Genomic DNA, 16586 nt, shown 5'->3' with positions numbered 1-16586 from the left:
GACAGCCTCAGTGGAGCATGTTCAACCGTTCGTCCATGAACACATCCATTTCTGGTGCAAGGATGTGAACATAGCGATCGAAATACAGGAACTGTTTCAGTAGCAAAGCGAATTCCCTTGGAAAATGCAGGCCATGGCTTTCGCCGATCTTAACCATATCCATCAGGATATGATTAACATCGTCTTCTGCCTGCTCCGCCTCATAGGGAACCTCGTCGGGCACCATTCGGTCCATCTGCTGGTAGAGCCGTCTCAAATCGCTGGCCAGATCATCTACCCGAACCGTCTGGCGGGTAATACCGATGCGGATCATCGCGTCGGCCATTCCCTCGAAATTCCCAACCATAACGGCTGAAATAAAATCGCTCACCGCCTGCCAGGTATCCGGCTTGATACGACCAACAATTCCGAAGTCAATAAAACCAACCCGACCGTCCTTGAGAACCATCAGGTTGCCGGCGTGCACATCCGCGTGGAAAAACTCACATTGGGTCAAACTGGAAAACCAGGTGTTCATGGCGGTGATCAGGGTACGCTCCGGATCACGGGCGTAACCGCGGATACTTTCCAGATCGGTCAGGGACACACCGTGGAACCGCTCCATGGTCAGGATCCGCCGGGTGCTGCAGTGTTCGAACACCCTCGGTACTGCCGCATCTTCATTATGGGTATCGTGCAGAAACTCCCGGAACACCTTCAGGTTGCTCGCTTCCTTGATGAAATCGCACTCTTCCATCATGGTCCGCTGGATTTCCTCGACGATACCGGACATGGAGGTCCAGGACAGTTTTGGCGCCAGAATTTCCAGAATACGGGCAGACAGGTACAGGAAGTTAAGATCGGTTAAGAGAATGTTTTCCACACCCGGCTTCTGAACCTTGATCACCACTTCTTCACCGGAGACCAGACGCGCGGCGTGAACCTGGGCAATCGATGCCGACGCCAGGGCCACCGGATCGATTTCCGAATAGACTTCCTCCAGGGGCCGACCAAGCTCTTCCCGGATAATTCTCTTGATCACACCAAAGGGCAGGTTGGGTGTTCTGTCCAGGCAGTGCTGGAACTCCTCGACATACTCCTTAGGGAAAAACGTCGGGGAGCTGGCAATGAACTGTCCCAGTTTGATGTAGGTTGCACCGAGGGATTCAAACGTCTGCCTCAGCAAGCGCGGCGTTGGAGGGCGATCCCCCCGAAGCCAGTTGATCCCGGTGCGCCCGAGTACCGACACAGTCTGGCCAATCCTGAAGGCGCCTTTGATTCCATTCGTTACGGTACTCATCAATCTCATCTCCTCCTACAGCCTCATGGGCATGACAACATAGAGGCAACGGTTATCGTTTTGCGCCTCTATCAACGCACTGCTGTTCGGATTCGACAGGGTTATTTTTACCTGGTCCTCATCCAGCGCGTTCATGACATCCACCAGATAGCCTACATTAAAACCGATTTGCAGGGATTCGCCCTGATAGTCCACCGGCAGCGCGTCTTCGGCCTGTTCCTGATCCGGGTTGTTGGCAAATACCTGGAGTTCATTGGATGCCAGGTTCAGGCGCACGCCGCGGATGTTCTCGTGGGACAGGATGCCCGCCCGTTGCAGGGTGTTCTTCAAGGTGGCGCGGTCCGCCAGGACGATCTTGTCGCCCCCGCGCGGAATCACGCGATTGTAGTCGGGGAATTTGCCTTCAATCAGTTTCGAGGTGAAGGTATAAGACCCCACCGTCGCTCGCAGGTGGTTATCGCCAATAACCAGGGTCACCGGTGTTTCCACATCATCGAGCAACCGGGCCAGTTCCAGTACCCCTTTGCGCGGAACAATAACCTGACGCAGCTCCGGGCAATTGGTGGCCAGTTCCAGATGTGCCATGGCCAATCGATGGCCGTCGGTAGCTACCGTCCGCACATGGTCCTTGTCCACTTCCAGCAACAGTCCGTTCAGGTAATAGCGCACGTCCTGCTGAGCCATGGCGAACGCCGTGGCATCGAGCATCCGGCCGAGTTCTTTCTGGGGCAATTCCAGACGGAAGCTCTCGTCTTCGTCTTCCACGTTCGGAAAGTGCTCCGCCGGCAGGGTCGACAGGGTAAAGTGGCTGGCGCCACACCGCAGGTGCAACCGATCGCCTTCAAGCGACAACTCCATCGGCGCCTCGTCACCCAGGGCCCGGGAGATATCCGACAGCTTGCGGGCCGGGACGGTAATCCGGCCGGGCTGATCTACATGCACCGGTGTTACCCGCGCCACCAGTTCCACTTCCATATTGGTACCGGTCAGGGTCAGGGTATTGTCCTCGGCCACCAGCAACACGTTGGAGAGCACGGGCATGGTCTGTTTCTTTTCCACCACGCCAGCAATGCTTTGCAGCGGGGTAAGCAGGGATTCACGGCTGATCGTCAGTTTCATGGCACTCAGCTTTCTTTATGTTGGAAGGGTGAATGTTGTTCGCCAACGCCCGGCATCAGGTGGTCAGCAGTCTCATAAAATTCTGATAATCCTCGCGGATGCCCGGATCAGTCTCCTGCAACTCCACGATTTTCTTGCACGCATGCAATACGGTGGTGTGGTCACGCCCGCCAAAGGCATCACCAATCTCCGGCAAGCTGTGATTGGTCAGCTCCTTCGACAACGCCATGGCGACCTGCCTTGGCCGGGTCACCGTTCGAGTCCGGCGCTTGGATAGCAGATCGGCCACCTTGATCTTGTAATATTCCGCCACCGTGCGCTGAATGTTGTCGATGCTCACCTGTTTCTCGTGCAGCGCCAACAGGTCTTTCAGGCTCTCCCGGATAAACGGCGGAGTGATTTCAGAGCCGGTGAAGTGAGCATTCGCTATCACCAGACGAAGCGCGCCTTCTAGCTCCCGAACGTTTGAACGAATCTTCTGGGCAATAAAAAAGGCCGCTTCGCTGCTAAGCTTAACATTGGCCTGATCGGCCTTTTTCATCAAAATGGCAACCCGCGTTTCCAGTTCCGGCGGCTCTACCATCACCGTCAGGCCCCAGCCAAACCGCGATTTGAGTCGCTCTTCCATATCCACAATTTCTTTCGGAAACCGATCGCAGGTAACGATTACCTGCTGCCCGCCTTCCAACAACGCATTAAAGGTATGGAAGAACTCTTCCTGGGAACGCTCCTTGCGGGCGAAGAACTGGATATCATCAATCAACAGCGCATCCACTGAACGGTAATAGCGCTTGAACTCGTTGATGGCGTTAAGCTGCAATGCCTTCACCATATCGGCAACAAAACGCTCCGAACGGAGATAGGCCACCTTCGCCTTGGGGTTACGACGGACAATTTCGTTGCCGATCGCATGCATCAGGTGTGTTTTACCAAGACCAACCCCGCCGTACAAAAACAGAGGGTTGTAGGCTCCACCCGGATTCTCGGCCACCTGCATGGATGCGGCACGGGCGAGCTGGTTGGATTTGCCTTCCACAAAGGTTTCGAAGGTGAACCCCTCGTTGAGGAAGCTCTGGTGTTTGATGTCACCTTCAACCTGAACCGGACGCCGCTGGGTGTCACTCTTCGGGCGCACGGATGGTGTGGATGCAACGGTGGCGGCCACCCCTTTTTCTTCTTCGGTTACCCGGCTGCCGGCCTCTTCCTGAACCTGACCGTTAACGCGGGCAGGTGTTTCCGACCGTTTGACCGGTTCGCCTTCACGGGGTGCGGAACCCACTTTCATATTGACCCGGGGCGCCTGCCCACCGTTCAGATCCTTAAGCACCTCTTCGATACGTCGCAGGTACTTTTCGTTTACCCAATCCATGACAAAACGGTTTGGGGCGAACAGCATCAACTGCCCCTCCCGGTGATCGGACTGCAGGGGCCTGAGCCAGGTATTGAACTGTTGTGCGGGAAACTCGTCCCGGAGTACTTCAAGACATTGATGCCACATACTGTTTGGCACGACAGCCTGCTCCCGATAACCCTGAAATGTCTCTGAACGGACAAGGGACTTCCTGTCCTGTGAGATGACCCCGAATTCTAACCCGACCGGCCCTCCAGTGAAAGGGCTAAAGCCAGTTCATGAACAGCCTGTGGAAATTTATTTCTTTATATTTCAATTTTTTACGAACTTACCTACAACCTTGTGTACAGAAAATTCCTACAATGAAAGTTACCCACAGCCCTGTGTGTACAGCCCGGGTTTAACCCTGTTAGGAACCACGGGATACAACCGGGGATAACTTTGAACCTCGCTTCGAAAACGACTTACCCACATTTCACCCTGCCATCGTCCACAGATCTCAGGGCGCCTTATCAATACCCTTATAAACCGCCCAACGAACTGTTTTTCTGATCTTTTCTTCGCTTATCCACAGAAACCTGCGGTACTAATAACAGTAATAATTAATCCTTAAAAGAATTCTAAAAAGACTTACTGAATTTATTAGCTGACCTGGCTGATTCCGAATTTCGGGCATGCGCACAACCCCCTAGCAATAAGCATTGAATTCCCACCGGTATTTGCATAGAATGCCGCTCCTGTTTTGGCTGTTCATTTTCCAGCCAGTTACTGAATTTCCAACTTACGAATTGTGAGATCATCACCATGAAAAGAACGTTTCAACCAAGCGTCCTGAAGCGTAAGCGCGTTCACGGTTTCCGTGCCCGTATGGCCACTGCCAACGGCCGCAAGGTTATTTCCCGTCGTCGTGCCAAGGGTCGCGCACGTCTGTCCGCGTAAGCTCTGATTGCCTCATGAAGGCTTTGAGTTTCCCGAAATCGCATCGTCTCTTGCGACCTGCTGATTACGGCAAAGTCTTCAACGACGTGCAGCTGAAAGTTCCACACCGGAATTTTCTGATCCTGGCGACACCGAATAACCTCGGTCACGCCAGGATCGGTTTGATCTTCTCGAAGAAAAACCTGAAGCTTGCAGTCCAGAGGAACCGGGTAAAGCGACAGGTCAGGGAAAGTTTCCGTCACCAGACGGATCTGCCCGGCCTCGACCTTGTGGTTCTGGGACGCCAGGGTCTGGTTTCCCTGGACAACCACTCGGTTCGGGCATCCATGGACGACCTCTTACGCCGTCTCAGGAAAAAGTACGCTCAATCTCAGCCATCCCGGGCAGCAACATCGGACACTGTCGATCGAGGAACGGGTTAATGCGCAAGCTTCTGCTTCTGCCCATCCGCTTCTACCAGTATGCAATCAGTCCGCTGATGGCCAGTCACTGCCGCCACTACCCCACCTGCTCTCAATACGCCGTTGAAGCCATAAACCACCATGGCGCATTTAAAGGATTATTTCTCGCAATCCGGCGTCTGTTAAGGTGTCATCCCTGGGCGGAAGGCGGTTATGATCCTGTACCGGGAACGACAGAACCCCGGGCTCCGGAAACCGCAACAGCCTGCGTACACGCTGATCACTCCCATACAACAACCCAGACCAGACAGTAACTCTATGGATATTCAACGCATCGTATTATTTGCCGGCCTGGCTATTGTCAGTTATCTGATGGTGCTTGCCTGGAATGAGGATTACCATCAGCCGCCCGAGACGGCTCAGGTCACTGAATCCCAGCCTTCCCAAAGCGCTGGCAGCATGGCCAATACAGACAATATGGTGCTTCCGGAGGACAGCTCCGCTCAGGTTAATGGCGATGGTGAGTTCACAACTCCGGAGACCGGTCAGGCTGTCGTCAGTTCAACAGAAACCACCACCAGCGTTAGCGATCAGTTCATCACGGTTCGCACCGATGTCTACGACCTGCAGATTGATCGGGTCAGTGGCAACCTGGTGAAAGCCCAGCTGCTCAATTACGACAAGTCCCTGAACAGCAAGGCACCGCTAACCCTGCTGAACAACACCCAGAATCGCCTTTATGTACTTGAAAGTGGACTGATTGGTCGTGATGGCCCGGACAGTCGCAAAAACGGTTCGGCTCCGGTCTACAGTGCTGACGCTGCAAGCTATGAACTGGCGGAAGGCGACAATCAGCTTCAGGTAGATCTGACTTACACCTCTGATAATGGCGTCCAGATCACCAAGCGTTATGAATTTGAACGCAACAGCTACGAAATTGGCGTCAAATATCTGGTTGAAAACCAGTCGAGTGAAGAATGGCAGGCCAATTTCACCGGCAAGATCGTCCGGGATCAGTCCCCGGACCCGACCTCCCAGACCAGCATGGGTATCCAGGCCTTCCTGGGTCTGGTCATCAGCTCCCCGGAAGATCCCTACGAGAAGTTTGATTTCGGAGACCTCCAGGAAAACCAGATCAATCAGTCGGTTACCAACGGCTGGCTGGCCTTCCTGCAGCACTACTTCCTGTCGGCATGGGTACCGGAGCGCGATATTCCCGCCCAGTACCAGACCACGCGCCGTGGCCCGAACTATGTAATGGGCTTTGTTTATCCGGCTACCAGTGTGGCGCCGGGCGAAACCGCAGAGATCGGTGCCCGGGCCTACGTTGGGCCGAAGATCATTGAACGCCTTGAAGGCATGGCTCCGAACCTCGACCGTACCGTTGATTTCGGCTGGTTGTTCTTCATTTCGCTGCCGCTGTTCATCATTCTGGACTGGTTCCATAGCCTGGTTGGCAACTGGGGCGTGTCCATCATCCTGCTGACGGTTCTGGTCAAGGCGGTGTTTTTCCATCTGTCCGCTACCAGCTACAAGTCTATGGCCAAGATGCGGGCCGTTGCGCCTCAGCTGACCCGGCTGAAAGAACTGTACGGAGACGACCGGCAGCGCATGTCCCAGGAAATGATGGCGTTGTACAAGCGGGAGAAGATCAATCCGCTGGGTGGCTGTCTGCCCATACTGGTACAGATGCCGGTGTTCATCTCCCTGTACTGGGTTCTGTTCGAGAGTGTTCAGCTTCGTCACGCGCCATTCATGCTGTGGATTCAGGATCTGTCGGTCATGGACCCGTACTTCATCCTGCCGATTCTGATGGGTGCCAGCATGTTCCTGCAGATGAGTCTGAACCCGACGCCTCCGGATCCGATGCAGGCCAAGATCATGAAGATGATGCCGTTGATCTTTACGGTCTTCTTCCTGTGGTTCCCGGCAGGTCTGGTTCTGTACTGGCTGGTGAACAATATTCTGTCCATTGCCCAGCAGTGGTACATTACCCGCAAGATCGAAGCAGAAATGGCCGGCAAGAAGCACTGACCGGTGCCCGAACCGACCCGGCAAAGGCTCCTGTATGGAGCCTTTGTTGTTTTCAGCCTGTGGAAAAAGCATGAGCCAGAGTTCTGACACCATCGCAGCCATCGCCACCGCACCGGGACAGGCCGGAGTTGGCATTGTTCGTATCTCTGGGCCCAAGGCCCTCGCCATTGCAAAAAAGATGCTGGGGTTTGAGCCGAAACCGCGATATGCCCATTACGGCCCCTTCCATGACAGCCATGGCGAGTTAATAGACGAGGGCATCGGCCTGTTTTTCCCCAACCCCCACTCGTTCACCGGCGAAGATGTGTTCGAGCTTCAGGGGCACGGTGGTACGGTGATTCTCGATCTTCTGCTCCGTGAGGTGTGCAGCCAGGGTGCAAGGCTCGCCCGGCCCGGCGAGTTTTCCGAGCGGGCGTTTCTGAACGACAAACTGGACCTGGCCCAGGCCGAAGCGATTGCCGACCTGATTGAAAGCAGTTCGGAACAGGCGGCCCGCTGCGCGGTTCGTTCGATGCAGGGTGTGTTCTCCAGGCAGATCGAGGATCTGGTGGAGGCGGTCACTCATCTGCGGATCTACGTGGAGGCGGCGATCGATTTTCCCGAGGAGGAAATCGACTTCCTGGCCGACGGCAAGGTGGCCAGTGACCTTCAAAACCTCCTGGAGCGGCTCGGGAAAATCCTGGCCGAAGCCCAGCAGGGGACCATTCTGCGGGACGGCATGAAAGTGGTCATTGGCGGCAGGCCAAATGCCGGGAAATCCAGTCTGCTCAATGCCCTGGCTGGTCGCGAAGCGGCCATTGTTACGGCGATTGAGGGCACAACCCGTGATGTCCTGCGGGAGCATATCCACATCGATGGGATGCCCCTGCACATTATCGATACCGCCGGCCTGCGGGACAGCCCGGACGAAGTGGAACAGATCGGTATTGCCCGGGCCTGGGAGGAAATCCGTCAGGCCGATCGCATTCTTCTGATGGTGGATGCGACTACCACCGAGAAAACCAGTCCCCATGAAATCTGGCCGGATTTCATCGACCAGCTACCGGCCAACGCCCCGGTGACGGTGATACGGAATAAGGTGGACCTCTCTGGTGAAACGGTCGGTATCAGTGCCGAAGATCACCAGAGCGCGCCGGTGATCCGTTTGGCAGCAAAGTCTGCCGAGGGCCTGGAGATACTCCGGGACCATCTCAAACAATGCATGGGGTTTGCCAGCACCACAGAAGGTGGTTTCCTCGCCCGGCGCCGCCATCTTGATGCTCTGGAGCGCGCCCAGGCCCTGCTGATCCAAGGCCAGAGCCAGCTGGAGGGTTTCGGTGCCGGCGAGCTTCTGGCTGAAGACCTGCGTGCCGCCCAGGATAGCCTGGGCGAGATCACCGGGCATCTGACGCCTGATGAGTTACTGGGCAAGATCTTCAGCAGCTTCTGTATCGGTAAATAGCGCTAACCGGTCTTCCGGCGTTCCTCGGAGGTAACTGGCATCAATGCCTCAGTGCTGGTGCGGTTGCCCAGGAAATCCGGGCGCGGTTTGTTGCCGCAGAATGGGGCCTGGAGCTGGTTTTCCACACTGTTATAGACGAAAAACAGGTTGCTGCGCGGCCAGGGCGACATATTGGCATTGGAGGCGTGGAGCGTGTTGCACTCGAAGATGATCAGCGAGCCGGCAGGGCCGGTTGGCGCTTTGATACCGTAGTCATCCGCCATGGCTGCCAGGTCCCGATTGTTGGGAACACCCAGTTCCTGTTTTTTCAGCGACGACTGGTAGTTGTCCTCCGGTGTGCGGCCAACGCAGGGCACAAAGGTCTTGTGGGAACCGGGAATGAGCATCAGGGGGCCGTTGAAAGGCGTGTTGTCGGTGAGGGCGATGGAAAAGCTGACTGCCCGCATCCGTGGCATGCCGTCCTCGGCGTGCCAGGTTTCAAAATCCGAGTGCCAGTCAAAACCCTTGCCGTGGAAACCGGGTTTGAAGTTGATCCGGGACTGGTGGATGTAGGCTTCACTGCCCAGAAGCTGACGCACCATGGCCAGAATCCTGGGATCCCGGGTCAACCGGTCGAATCGGTCCGACAGTTCGTGAATGCCAAAAATCGAGCGGATTCCCTGCTTGCCGGGTTCTGTAATGGTGCCTTCTGAGCGCAGAATGCTTTCATCGTCCTCATAGCCCCGCAAATCCTCCCGGAACTGGCGCACCGAGGCCTGGTCGAGAAAACTGTCGAAGACCAGAAAACCGTCGCGCTCGTACTGTGCCAGCTCAGTCTCACTCAGTGGTCCGTCGGAACGGTCCGAGCCGCTGCTGTGCACCACGGGATCCTGACGTTCAAAGCTTTTGGTGGGGCGTTCCAGGCGGGTGGGATAAAAGTCGTCAGTACGAGTCTCCATATTCGAACCTCCTTACTTTTATTCGAGAAATCAGAACATTTCTATTTAATTCAGTGAGTTAATAACTCCAATGCGGAAATGCACCTGTTAGATGGGTTCAGGCGGACGTATTTCAAGGGCAAAAAAACCCGGGCCGAGGCCCGGGGATAAGGTGTACCGGATACTCTACCCGGTGAAGGCCAGATCTTCGGCGTCGAGCTGCATCAAGTTTTTGCTAGGGCTGAGCATGCTGGTGGCGTGGCTCTGGGCCCGGGGCAGCAAACGTTCAAAATAGAACTCGGTGGTGGCGAGCTTGGCCTGGTAAAAGCCGGTGGATTCCTCACCACCGTTATCGAGTTTATCCACAGCCACCGCAGCCTGACGCAGCCAGATATAGGCCATGGTGACGTAGCCGCTATACATCAGGAAATCGTAGGATGCGGAACTCACCACATCGCGATCCTTGCGCGCCGCGAGCATGATACGGACGGTCAGCAGGTTCCATTGCCCGGTCAGCTTGAGCAGTTCCAGAGCCCAGGGCCGTAGCCGTTTATCGGTGAGATGCTTACGGGCAAAATTGGCAATGTTCAGGGTGAACTCGCGCACCGCGCCGCCCTGGGTCATCAGCAATACTTTTCGTCCCAGAAGGTCCAGCGCCTGGATACCGGTAGTGCCCTCGTACAGGGTGGCGATGCGGGTATCCCTGACAATCTGCTCCATGCCGTGTTCGCGGATGTAACCGTGGCCGCCAAAAACCTGGACCCCCAGGTTGGCCGCTTCGCAGCCGAGTTCAGTGAGAAAGCCCTTCAGAATTGGCGTCAGGAAGCCGAGTTTGTCATCGTACTTTTCCGCCTTTTTATCGTCACCTTCGGTGAATCCCTCGACCATGTGATCGGCCAGCCGGGCCGCGTAATACAGCATGGCCCGACCGCCTTCGGCGATGGCCTTCTGGGTCAGTAACATCCGGCGCACATCAGCATGATGGATCAGGCTGTCGGCGACCTGGTCCGGCTCTTTCTTGCCTGAGAGTGCCCGCATAGAGCGCCGATCTTTTGCATAGGTCAACGCCCACTGATAGGACAGCTCCGCCGGCCCGACGCCCTGAATGGCGGTGCCGATGCGGGCGGTGTTCATGAAAGTGAACATGCAATTGAGGCCTTCATTCTCGGGGCCAATGAGAAAACCGGTGGCGCCATCGAAATTCAGTACACACGTGGCCGAGGCCTTGATGCCCATTTTCTTTTCCAGGCTGCCGCAGACGACACCGTTGCGCTCACCGACATCGCCGTTACTGTCGGGCAGGAACTTGGGTACGATAAAAAGGCTGATGCCCCGGGTGCCCTTGGGGGCGTCGGGCAGACGGGCCAGCACGATGTGGACAATGTTCTCGGTCAGGTCGTGGTCGCCAGAGGAGATGAAGATCTTGGTTCCGGTAAGCCGGTAGCTGCCGTCGACCTGTGGTTCGGCTTTGGTCTTTACCTGGCCCAGATCGGTGCCACACTGGGGTTCGGTCAGGCACATGGTGCCGGCCCAGTGGCCCTCCGTCAGTGGCGCAAGGTAGGTCTGTTTCTGGTCTTCCGTACCATGAAGGAAAATCGTGTTCATGGCCCCCAGGGACAGCCCCGGATACATGGAGAAAGGCCAGTTGGCGGTACCCATCATTTCCTGTTTCAGCAGTCCCATGGACGCGGGAAGGCCCTGGCCGCCGTATTCCTCGGGCGCTGAGAGTCCCTGCCAGCCCCCCATGGCGTACTGCTGGTAGGCGTCCCGGTAACCGGCGGGTGTGGTGACTTCACCGTTGTCCAGTTTGCAGCCTTCTTCGTCGCCAGAGAGGTAAAGTGGGCTTAGCACCTCTTCACAAAACTTTCCGCATTCGCCGAGTATCGCGTCCACGATATCGGGCGTGGCGTTTTCACCGCTGGTCAGGGTGGCGTAATGACCCGGGTAATCGAACACCTCGTTCAGCAGGAATTTCATGTCGCGCAGGGGTGCTTTGTAAACCGGCATAGCGGAATCCTCTGTGTCTTTCTCAACAATCTTGGGTGGGCAACCACCGTTCGTTGCCTTGTGTTTTACGCCAATACCCGGGCACTGCCATTGACGAAAAGCACCGGGCAGACTGTCAGAATGGACAATTGGCCGAGATGACGTAGCAGAGATCGTGGATTCCGGGTAATGATCGCTAAAGAGGGTTTCGGCGTATTTCCTTGCGCCGAGGACCCCCACATATTCCTGTTCAGAGAGTGTAAAAGTCATGCAAAGCCTGTTTACTGAGATATCGAAACGCCTGTCGACACCTATACTCTGGGTATTGTTTTCGGCACTGCTGCTCAGTGGCTGTGCCAGTCCCTCGCTCGAGGACTACGCCGACCGCACGCCAGAGCTGGTCCCTGAAGAGTTCTTTACCGGCGAACTTTCCGCCCGGGGGGTGGTCAAGAATTTTTCCGGTGAGGTGATTCGCACCTTTGATGCGGATATCAGCGCATCATGGGATGACGAGGGCGTGGGCACCCTGGATGAGGTGTTCCGTTTCGATGACGGCGAAGTGCAGACCCGCGTCTGGACCCTGACTCCCGCGGAAGACGGCTACCATGCTGACGCCGGTGACGTGGTTGAACCCGGAACCATGCGTTGGAGTGGCAATGCAATTCACATGAATTATGTGCTCCAGGTGGCCTATGGCGACGGTACCCTGGACGTACGCATGGATGACTGGATGTACCTGATTACGCCCGACACGTTGATCAATCAGACCACCATGAGCAAGTGGGGAATCGACGTGGGCGAGGTGGTTCTGGTCATCCAGAAAAAGTAACAGACGACTAACCTGACCCCGAAATACCTGGAAATCCTATGTGGAAACAGTGGTTGATTGCGTTGGTACTGGTGGCTGTCGCTATCGGCGGCGCCTTTGTGTATCAGAACTTCGATGATGGGACCGCCGCCCAGAGCGGCCGAGAACGCCCCGCCAGCGCCGTTAACACCATGCTTCCGCAGATGGAGGCAGTACGGGATGTGGTCAACGCCGTTGGCAGTCTCAAAGCCCTGAACGCGGTGGAACTGACCACGGAAGTCAGTGGCCGGGTGGTGGAATTGAATCTGGAAACCGGCCGCCGGGTGGGGCAGGGCGACGTCCTGTTGCGGCTTGATGATCGCCAGGCCCGGGCAGACCTGCAGGTGATCGAGGCGCAACTGGCGGATGCCCGCCGACAGCTTGAAAGGGCAGAGCGGTTGCGTTCGAACAACAGTATTTCCCAGTCCCAGGTGGATCAACTGAGAACGTCAGTCGATGTCGCCGAGGCTCAGCGCCAGTCAGCTCAAGTTCGTCTGGAAAACCACCGGATCGAGGCGCCGTTCGCCGGTGTGGTCGGGCTGAGTGACATCAGCGTCGGCGCCTATATTACTGCCGGGACCTCGGTGACTACTCTGGATACCACCGACCGTATGGAACTGGGCTTTTCGATCCCGGAGCGTTTCCTGGGGCAGGTGAGTCTCGGGCAAGAGGTAAGGGGCGCATCGCCGGCCTATCCGGACCAGACCTTTTCCGGTCAGCTGGTGGAGTTGGGTTCCAGGGTCAGTGAGTTGAGCCGTTCGCTGCCTGTCCGGGCACTGATCGATAACCCGGATGGTTTGCTCCGGCCGGGACAGTTCATGTCTGCGACGCTTACACTCCGGCAACGGCAGGCGCTGGTAATCCCCGAGCAGGCGGTGATGATCCGGGGTGATGAACAATATGTGTTTGTGGCTGAAGACGGTGTGGCCCGGCGTGTTTCGGTGAGCCTGGGCTCGCGCATGCCCGGTTTTGTGGAAGTTTCGAACGGTTTGAGCCAGGAAGACCCGGTGATCGTGACCGGTCAGGACCGGCTCAGCAGTGGGGACCGGGTTCGGGTATTGGAAGACGACAAAGCCATTCCCGAGAACCGTTTTATTACGGCCAGGGAGTCGTAACCGGTGGTCCTCTCCGACGTCTCCATCAAGCGGCCGGTGTTCGCTACGGTCCTCAGTCTTCTGATCGTTGTGTTCGGTCTGGCAGCCCTGATGGGCCTGCCGGTGCGCGAGTACCCGGATATTGACCCACCCGTTGTTTCCATCTCTACCGACTACACCGGCGCCGCGGCCGAGGTGGTGGATACCCAGATTACCCAGGTGATCGAGGGTGCCATCAGTGGCATTGAGGGTATTCGGTCGATTGAATCATCCACCGAGCAGGGCGAGTCCCGAACCAGTATTGAATTTACCACCGCCCGGGATGTGGATATTGCCGCCAATGATGTCCGTGATGCGGTGTCCCGGGTGGCCAACCAGTTACCAGACGAGGCCGATCCACCGGTGGTGCGTAAGGCGGATTCCGATGCACGCCCGATGATGTGGGTGACCCTGCGCAGTGATGTCTGGGACAGTGCCGAATTGAGTGACTTTGCCGACCGGGTCCTGGCGGACAGGTTGTCGGTACTCGATGGTGTTGCCGACGTGCGTATTGGCGGCGAACGGCGCTATGCCATCCGGGTCTGGCTGGACCGCGAACGTCTTGCGGCCCGGGATATCACCGTGGCGGAAGTGGAACGGGCCCTGCGTGCCAACAACGTGGAGCTGCCTGCAGGATCGGTGGATTCGTCCACCCGGAATTTCACCGTGCGGGCCGAGGGCCGGCTGTCGAACGTGGAACAGTTCCGGGAGCTTGTGGTTCGCCGGGATGGTAATGATCTGTTGCGCCTGGGCGAGGTGGCCAATGTCCAGATGGGTGTGGAGTCGGATGTGAGCCGCCTGCGCGCCAATGGCCAGACCGCCATCGGCATGGGGATTATCCGCCAGTCCAAGGCCAACACCGTTGCGGTTTCCGATGCCGTCCGCGCCGAGCTGGAGAAGATCCGGGAGACACTGCCACCGGAAGTCACCATCGCGGAAAGCTACGACGAATCCATTTTCATCCGGGCTTCCATCAAGGAAGTGGTCACCACGCTCGCCATTGCGGTGTCACTGGTTATCCTGGTTATCTTCCTGTTCCTGCGCTCCTGGCGGGCGACTCTCATTCCCGCGGTGACCATTCCGGTTGCGGTGATTGGTGCCTTTATCGGTCTGGGCTTCCTGGGTTTTTCCATCAACGTACTGACCCTGCTGGCGGTGATTCTTGCCATCGGCCTGGTGGTGGACGATGCCATCGTGATGCTGGAAAACATCCAGCGCCGGATTGACGAGGGCGAGCCCCCGTTGCTTGCCGCCTACCGGGGCGCGAAGCAGGTTGCCTTCGCCGTGATTGCGACCACTCTGACCCTGGTGGCGGTGTTCGTTCCCATCTCCTTCATGGGCGGCAACATTGGCCGATTGTTTGCCGAATTCGGCTTTACCCTGGCGGCGGCAGTGGTGTTTTCGAGCCTCGTGGCCCTGACCCTGGCGCCGATGCTGTGTTCAAAGTGGCTCAGGCACAGCCCCGAATCGGCAGAAGGTCATCGTCTCTGGGCCGCCAGTGAAAAGGTCCTGAATGGCCTGACCAATGGTTATCGCAGGTTGTTGGAGTTTTCCCTGAGGCAGCCGGGATTGTTACTGGGCCTTGGACTTGTCGGGCTGGTCATTGCCGCCGTGGTGTATCCGAAATTGCCTCAGGAGCTGGCGCCGACCGAAGACCGTGCCGTGATTATCATGCCCACCAGCGCGCCCCGTGGCTCAACGGTGGAATACACCGACCACTACGTCCGCCAGGTGGAAGAGTCATTGCTGCCGTATCTGGATGAAGGCATAGCCAACCGCCTGCTTGCCATCGTCGGGTTCCGTGATGAAGAGGACAACGCGTTCATGATCATGGGCCTGGTGCCCTGGGAAGATCGGGAGATCAAGCAGCAGGAAGTGACCAGCGAAATCCGCAAAAAGTTGGCCGATGTGTCCGGCATTCGAACCGTGGCCGTGAACCCGCCGGGTCTGGGTCAGCGGGGGTTCAGCCAGGCCGTGGAGTTTGTGGTGGCCGGCCCGGACTACGAATCGGTGCAGGCCTGGAGCCAGGAAATCGTGGAGCGGGCCAAGGAAAACCCCAATCTTCAGGACCTGGATACCGATTTCGAGCTGACCCGGCCGGAACTGCGGGTAAACATCCACCGGGAGCGGGCCGCGGATCTGGATATCACGGTAGAAGACGTGGGCCTCACCTTGCAGACCATGCTGGCTTCCAGGCAGGTAACCACTTACATCGATCGAGGCCGGGAATACGATGTAATCATTCAGGCGGAAGACGCCAACCGGGCAACGCCCGAAGACCTGGGCCAGATTTTCCTGCGGCCCCGGGAGGGCGGTAACCTGATCCCATTGCAGGCACTGGTTTCCGTGCAGGAAATCGGCGCCAACCCGGACCTCCGCCGCATCGACCGCCTGCCCGCTGTGGTGATCAGTGCATCTCTGGCGGATGGTTACGACCTGGGTTCGGCATTGACCTACCTGAACAACCTGGCTGTGGATAACCTGCCGCCGGAAGCCCGCGTCAGTTACAAGGGCCTGAGCCGGGAATTCCAGGAATCCTCGGCGGCAATCTACGTTACCTTTGCGCTGGCTTTCGTCATCGTGTTCCTGGTGTTGGCAGCCCAGTTTGAAAGCTGGATACATCCGTTGATTATCATGCTGTCGGTGCCGCTGGCGGTAACCGGGGCTCTCCTGGCGCTCTGGTGGACGGGTATCAGTCTGAACATCTACAGCCAGATCGGCATCATCATGTTGCTGGGGTTGATGGCCAAGAACGGGATACTGATCGTGGAGTTCGCCAACCAGCTCCGGGACAAGGGTTACGAGGTGCGGGAGGCGATTCTCGAAGGCGCCTGTCTGCGTTTCCGTCCGGTACTGATGACTACCATATCGACGATTTTCGGTGCCGTGCCACTGGTCATTGCCACCGGTGCGGGTGCCGAGAGTCGGGCTGCGATTGGTATGGTCATTCTGGGCGGGCTGATTTTCGCCACCACGCTGACCCTGTTCATCATTCCGGTGCTCTACAACCTGTTGGCCCGGTTTGCCAAGTCTTCCAATGCGGTGGAAAAAGAACTGGAACGTCAGGCGTCCGGACAGGCGGGCGGCACGGGATTGGCCGCCGCGCCACAGAAACGCGCCGACGATTTCTGACTGACCG

General features: G+C 57.2%; 13 protein-coding genes. 8 read left to right on the top strand and 5 right to left on the bottom strand.

Annotation, left to right across the window (positions count from 1 at the left end):
- Positions 1-7: 7 nt before the first annotated feature.
- Genes MDHKLMBL_RS13135 through dnaA form a run of 3 tightly spaced genes read right to left on the bottom strand, consistent with a single transcriptional unit; the run spans position 8 to position 3908 of the window.
- Entirely contained in the window at positions 8-1279 is a 1272-nt protein-coding gene (locus MDHKLMBL_RS13135; RefSeq protein WP_008172537.1) for an ABC1 kinase family protein, read from the bottom strand.
- A 15-nt stretch (positions 1280-1294) separates the two neighbouring features.
- Positions 1295-2398 carry a DNA polymerase III subunit beta gene (dnaN, locus tag MDHKLMBL_RS13130; RefSeq protein WP_008172539.1) on the bottom strand — a complete coding sequence of 368 codons (1104 nt, stop codon included), beginning with the start codon at positions 2396-2398 and terminating at the stop codon, positions 1295-1297.
- A 55-nt stretch (positions 2399-2453) separates the two neighbouring features.
- Entirely contained in the window at positions 2454-3908 is a 1455-nt protein-coding gene (gene dnaA / locus MDHKLMBL_RS13125) for a chromosomal replication initiator protein DnaA (RefSeq protein WP_104270971.1), read from the bottom strand.
- Between the two features lie 645 nt (positions 3909-4553).
- Here dnaA and rpmH point away from each other — a divergent pair.
- The 5 genes from rpmH to mnmE all read left to right on the top strand — a co-directional run bounded on the left by rpmH (position 4554) and on the right by mnmE (position 8564).
- Positions 4554-4688 carry a 50S ribosomal protein L34 gene (gene rpmH, locus MDHKLMBL_RS13120; protein ID WP_008172542.1) on the top strand — a complete coding sequence of 45 codons (135 nt, stop codon included), beginning with the start codon at positions 4554-4556 and terminating at the stop codon, positions 4686-4688.
- A 14-nt stretch (positions 4689-4702) separates the two neighbouring features.
- Positions 4703-5110: a ribonuclease P protein component gene (gene rnpA / locus MDHKLMBL_RS13115; protein WP_104270970.1), complete on the top strand. Its 408-nt coding sequence runs from the start codon at positions 4703-4705 to the stop codon at positions 5108-5110.
- Positions 5110-5403: a membrane protein insertion efficiency factor YidD gene (yidD, locus tag MDHKLMBL_RS13110; RefSeq protein ID WP_104270969.1), complete on the top strand. Its 294-nt coding sequence runs from the start codon at positions 5110-5112 to the stop codon at positions 5401-5403. Before rnpA ends, yidD begins: the two co-directional genes overlap by 1 nt.
- Positions 5404-5407: 4 nt before the next feature.
- On the top strand, positions 5408-7123 hold the full coding sequence (gene yidC, locus MDHKLMBL_RS13105; RefSeq protein ID WP_104270968.1) for a membrane protein insertase YidC: 1716 nt from the start codon (positions 5408-5410) through the stop codon (positions 7121-7123).
- 70 nt (positions 7124-7193) lie between these two features.
- On the top strand, positions 7194-8564 hold the full coding sequence (gene mnmE / locus MDHKLMBL_RS13100) for a tRNA uridine-5-carboxymethylaminomethyl(34) synthesis GTPase MnmE (RefSeq protein ID WP_104270991.1): 1371 nt from the start codon (positions 7194-7196) through the stop codon (positions 8562-8564).
- A 2-nt stretch (positions 8565-8566) separates the two neighbouring features.
- Here the strand turns inward: mnmE and thpD are convergent, their stop codons facing one another.
- Together thpD and MDHKLMBL_RS13090 are read right to left on the bottom strand one after the other, a co-directional pair.
- Positions 8567-9502: an ectoine hydroxylase gene (gene thpD, locus MDHKLMBL_RS13095; RefSeq protein WP_104270967.1), complete on the bottom strand. Its 936-nt coding sequence runs from the start codon at positions 9500-9502 to the stop codon at positions 8567-8569.
- Positions 9503-9667: 165 nt separating this feature from the next.
- The gene (locus MDHKLMBL_RS13090) at positions 9668-11488 is read right to left on the bottom strand and encodes an acyl-CoA dehydrogenase C-terminal domain-containing protein (protein ID WP_104270966.1); all 1821 of its coding nucleotides are present in this window, start codon (positions 11486-11488) and stop codon (positions 9668-9670) included.
- A gap of 247 nt (positions 11489-11735) precedes the next feature.
- Here MDHKLMBL_RS13090 and MDHKLMBL_RS13085 point away from each other — a divergent pair, with 247 nt between their 5' ends.
- Genes MDHKLMBL_RS13085 through MDHKLMBL_RS13075 form a run of 3 tightly spaced genes read left to right on the top strand, consistent with a single transcriptional unit; the run spans position 11736 to position 16579 of the window.
- The gene (locus tag MDHKLMBL_RS13085) at positions 11736-12296 is read left to right on the top strand and encodes a DUF3833 domain-containing protein (RefSeq protein WP_008172557.1); all 561 of its coding nucleotides are present in this window, start codon (positions 11736-11738) and stop codon (positions 12294-12296) included.
- Positions 12297-12334: 38 nt separating this feature from the next.
- Positions 12335-13429 carry an efflux RND transporter periplasmic adaptor subunit gene (locus tag MDHKLMBL_RS13080; protein ID WP_104270965.1) on the top strand — a complete coding sequence of 365 codons (1095 nt, stop codon included), beginning with the start codon at positions 12335-12337 and terminating at the stop codon, positions 13427-13429.
- A gap of 3 nt (positions 13430-13432) precedes the next feature.
- Positions 13433-16579, top strand: a complete 3147-nt coding sequence (locus MDHKLMBL_RS13075) for an efflux RND transporter permease subunit (RefSeq protein WP_104270964.1) — start codon at positions 13433-13435, stop codon at positions 16577-16579.
- Positions 16580-16586: the final 7 nt, after the last annotated feature.

The sequence above is a fragment of the Marinobacter flavimaris genome (assembly GCF_002933295.1).
Lineage (GTDB): Bacteria > Pseudomonadota > Gammaproteobacteria > Pseudomonadales > Oleiphilaceae > Marinobacter > Marinobacter flavimaris.
This window is presented reverse-complemented; position numbering and strand designations above follow the sequence as displayed.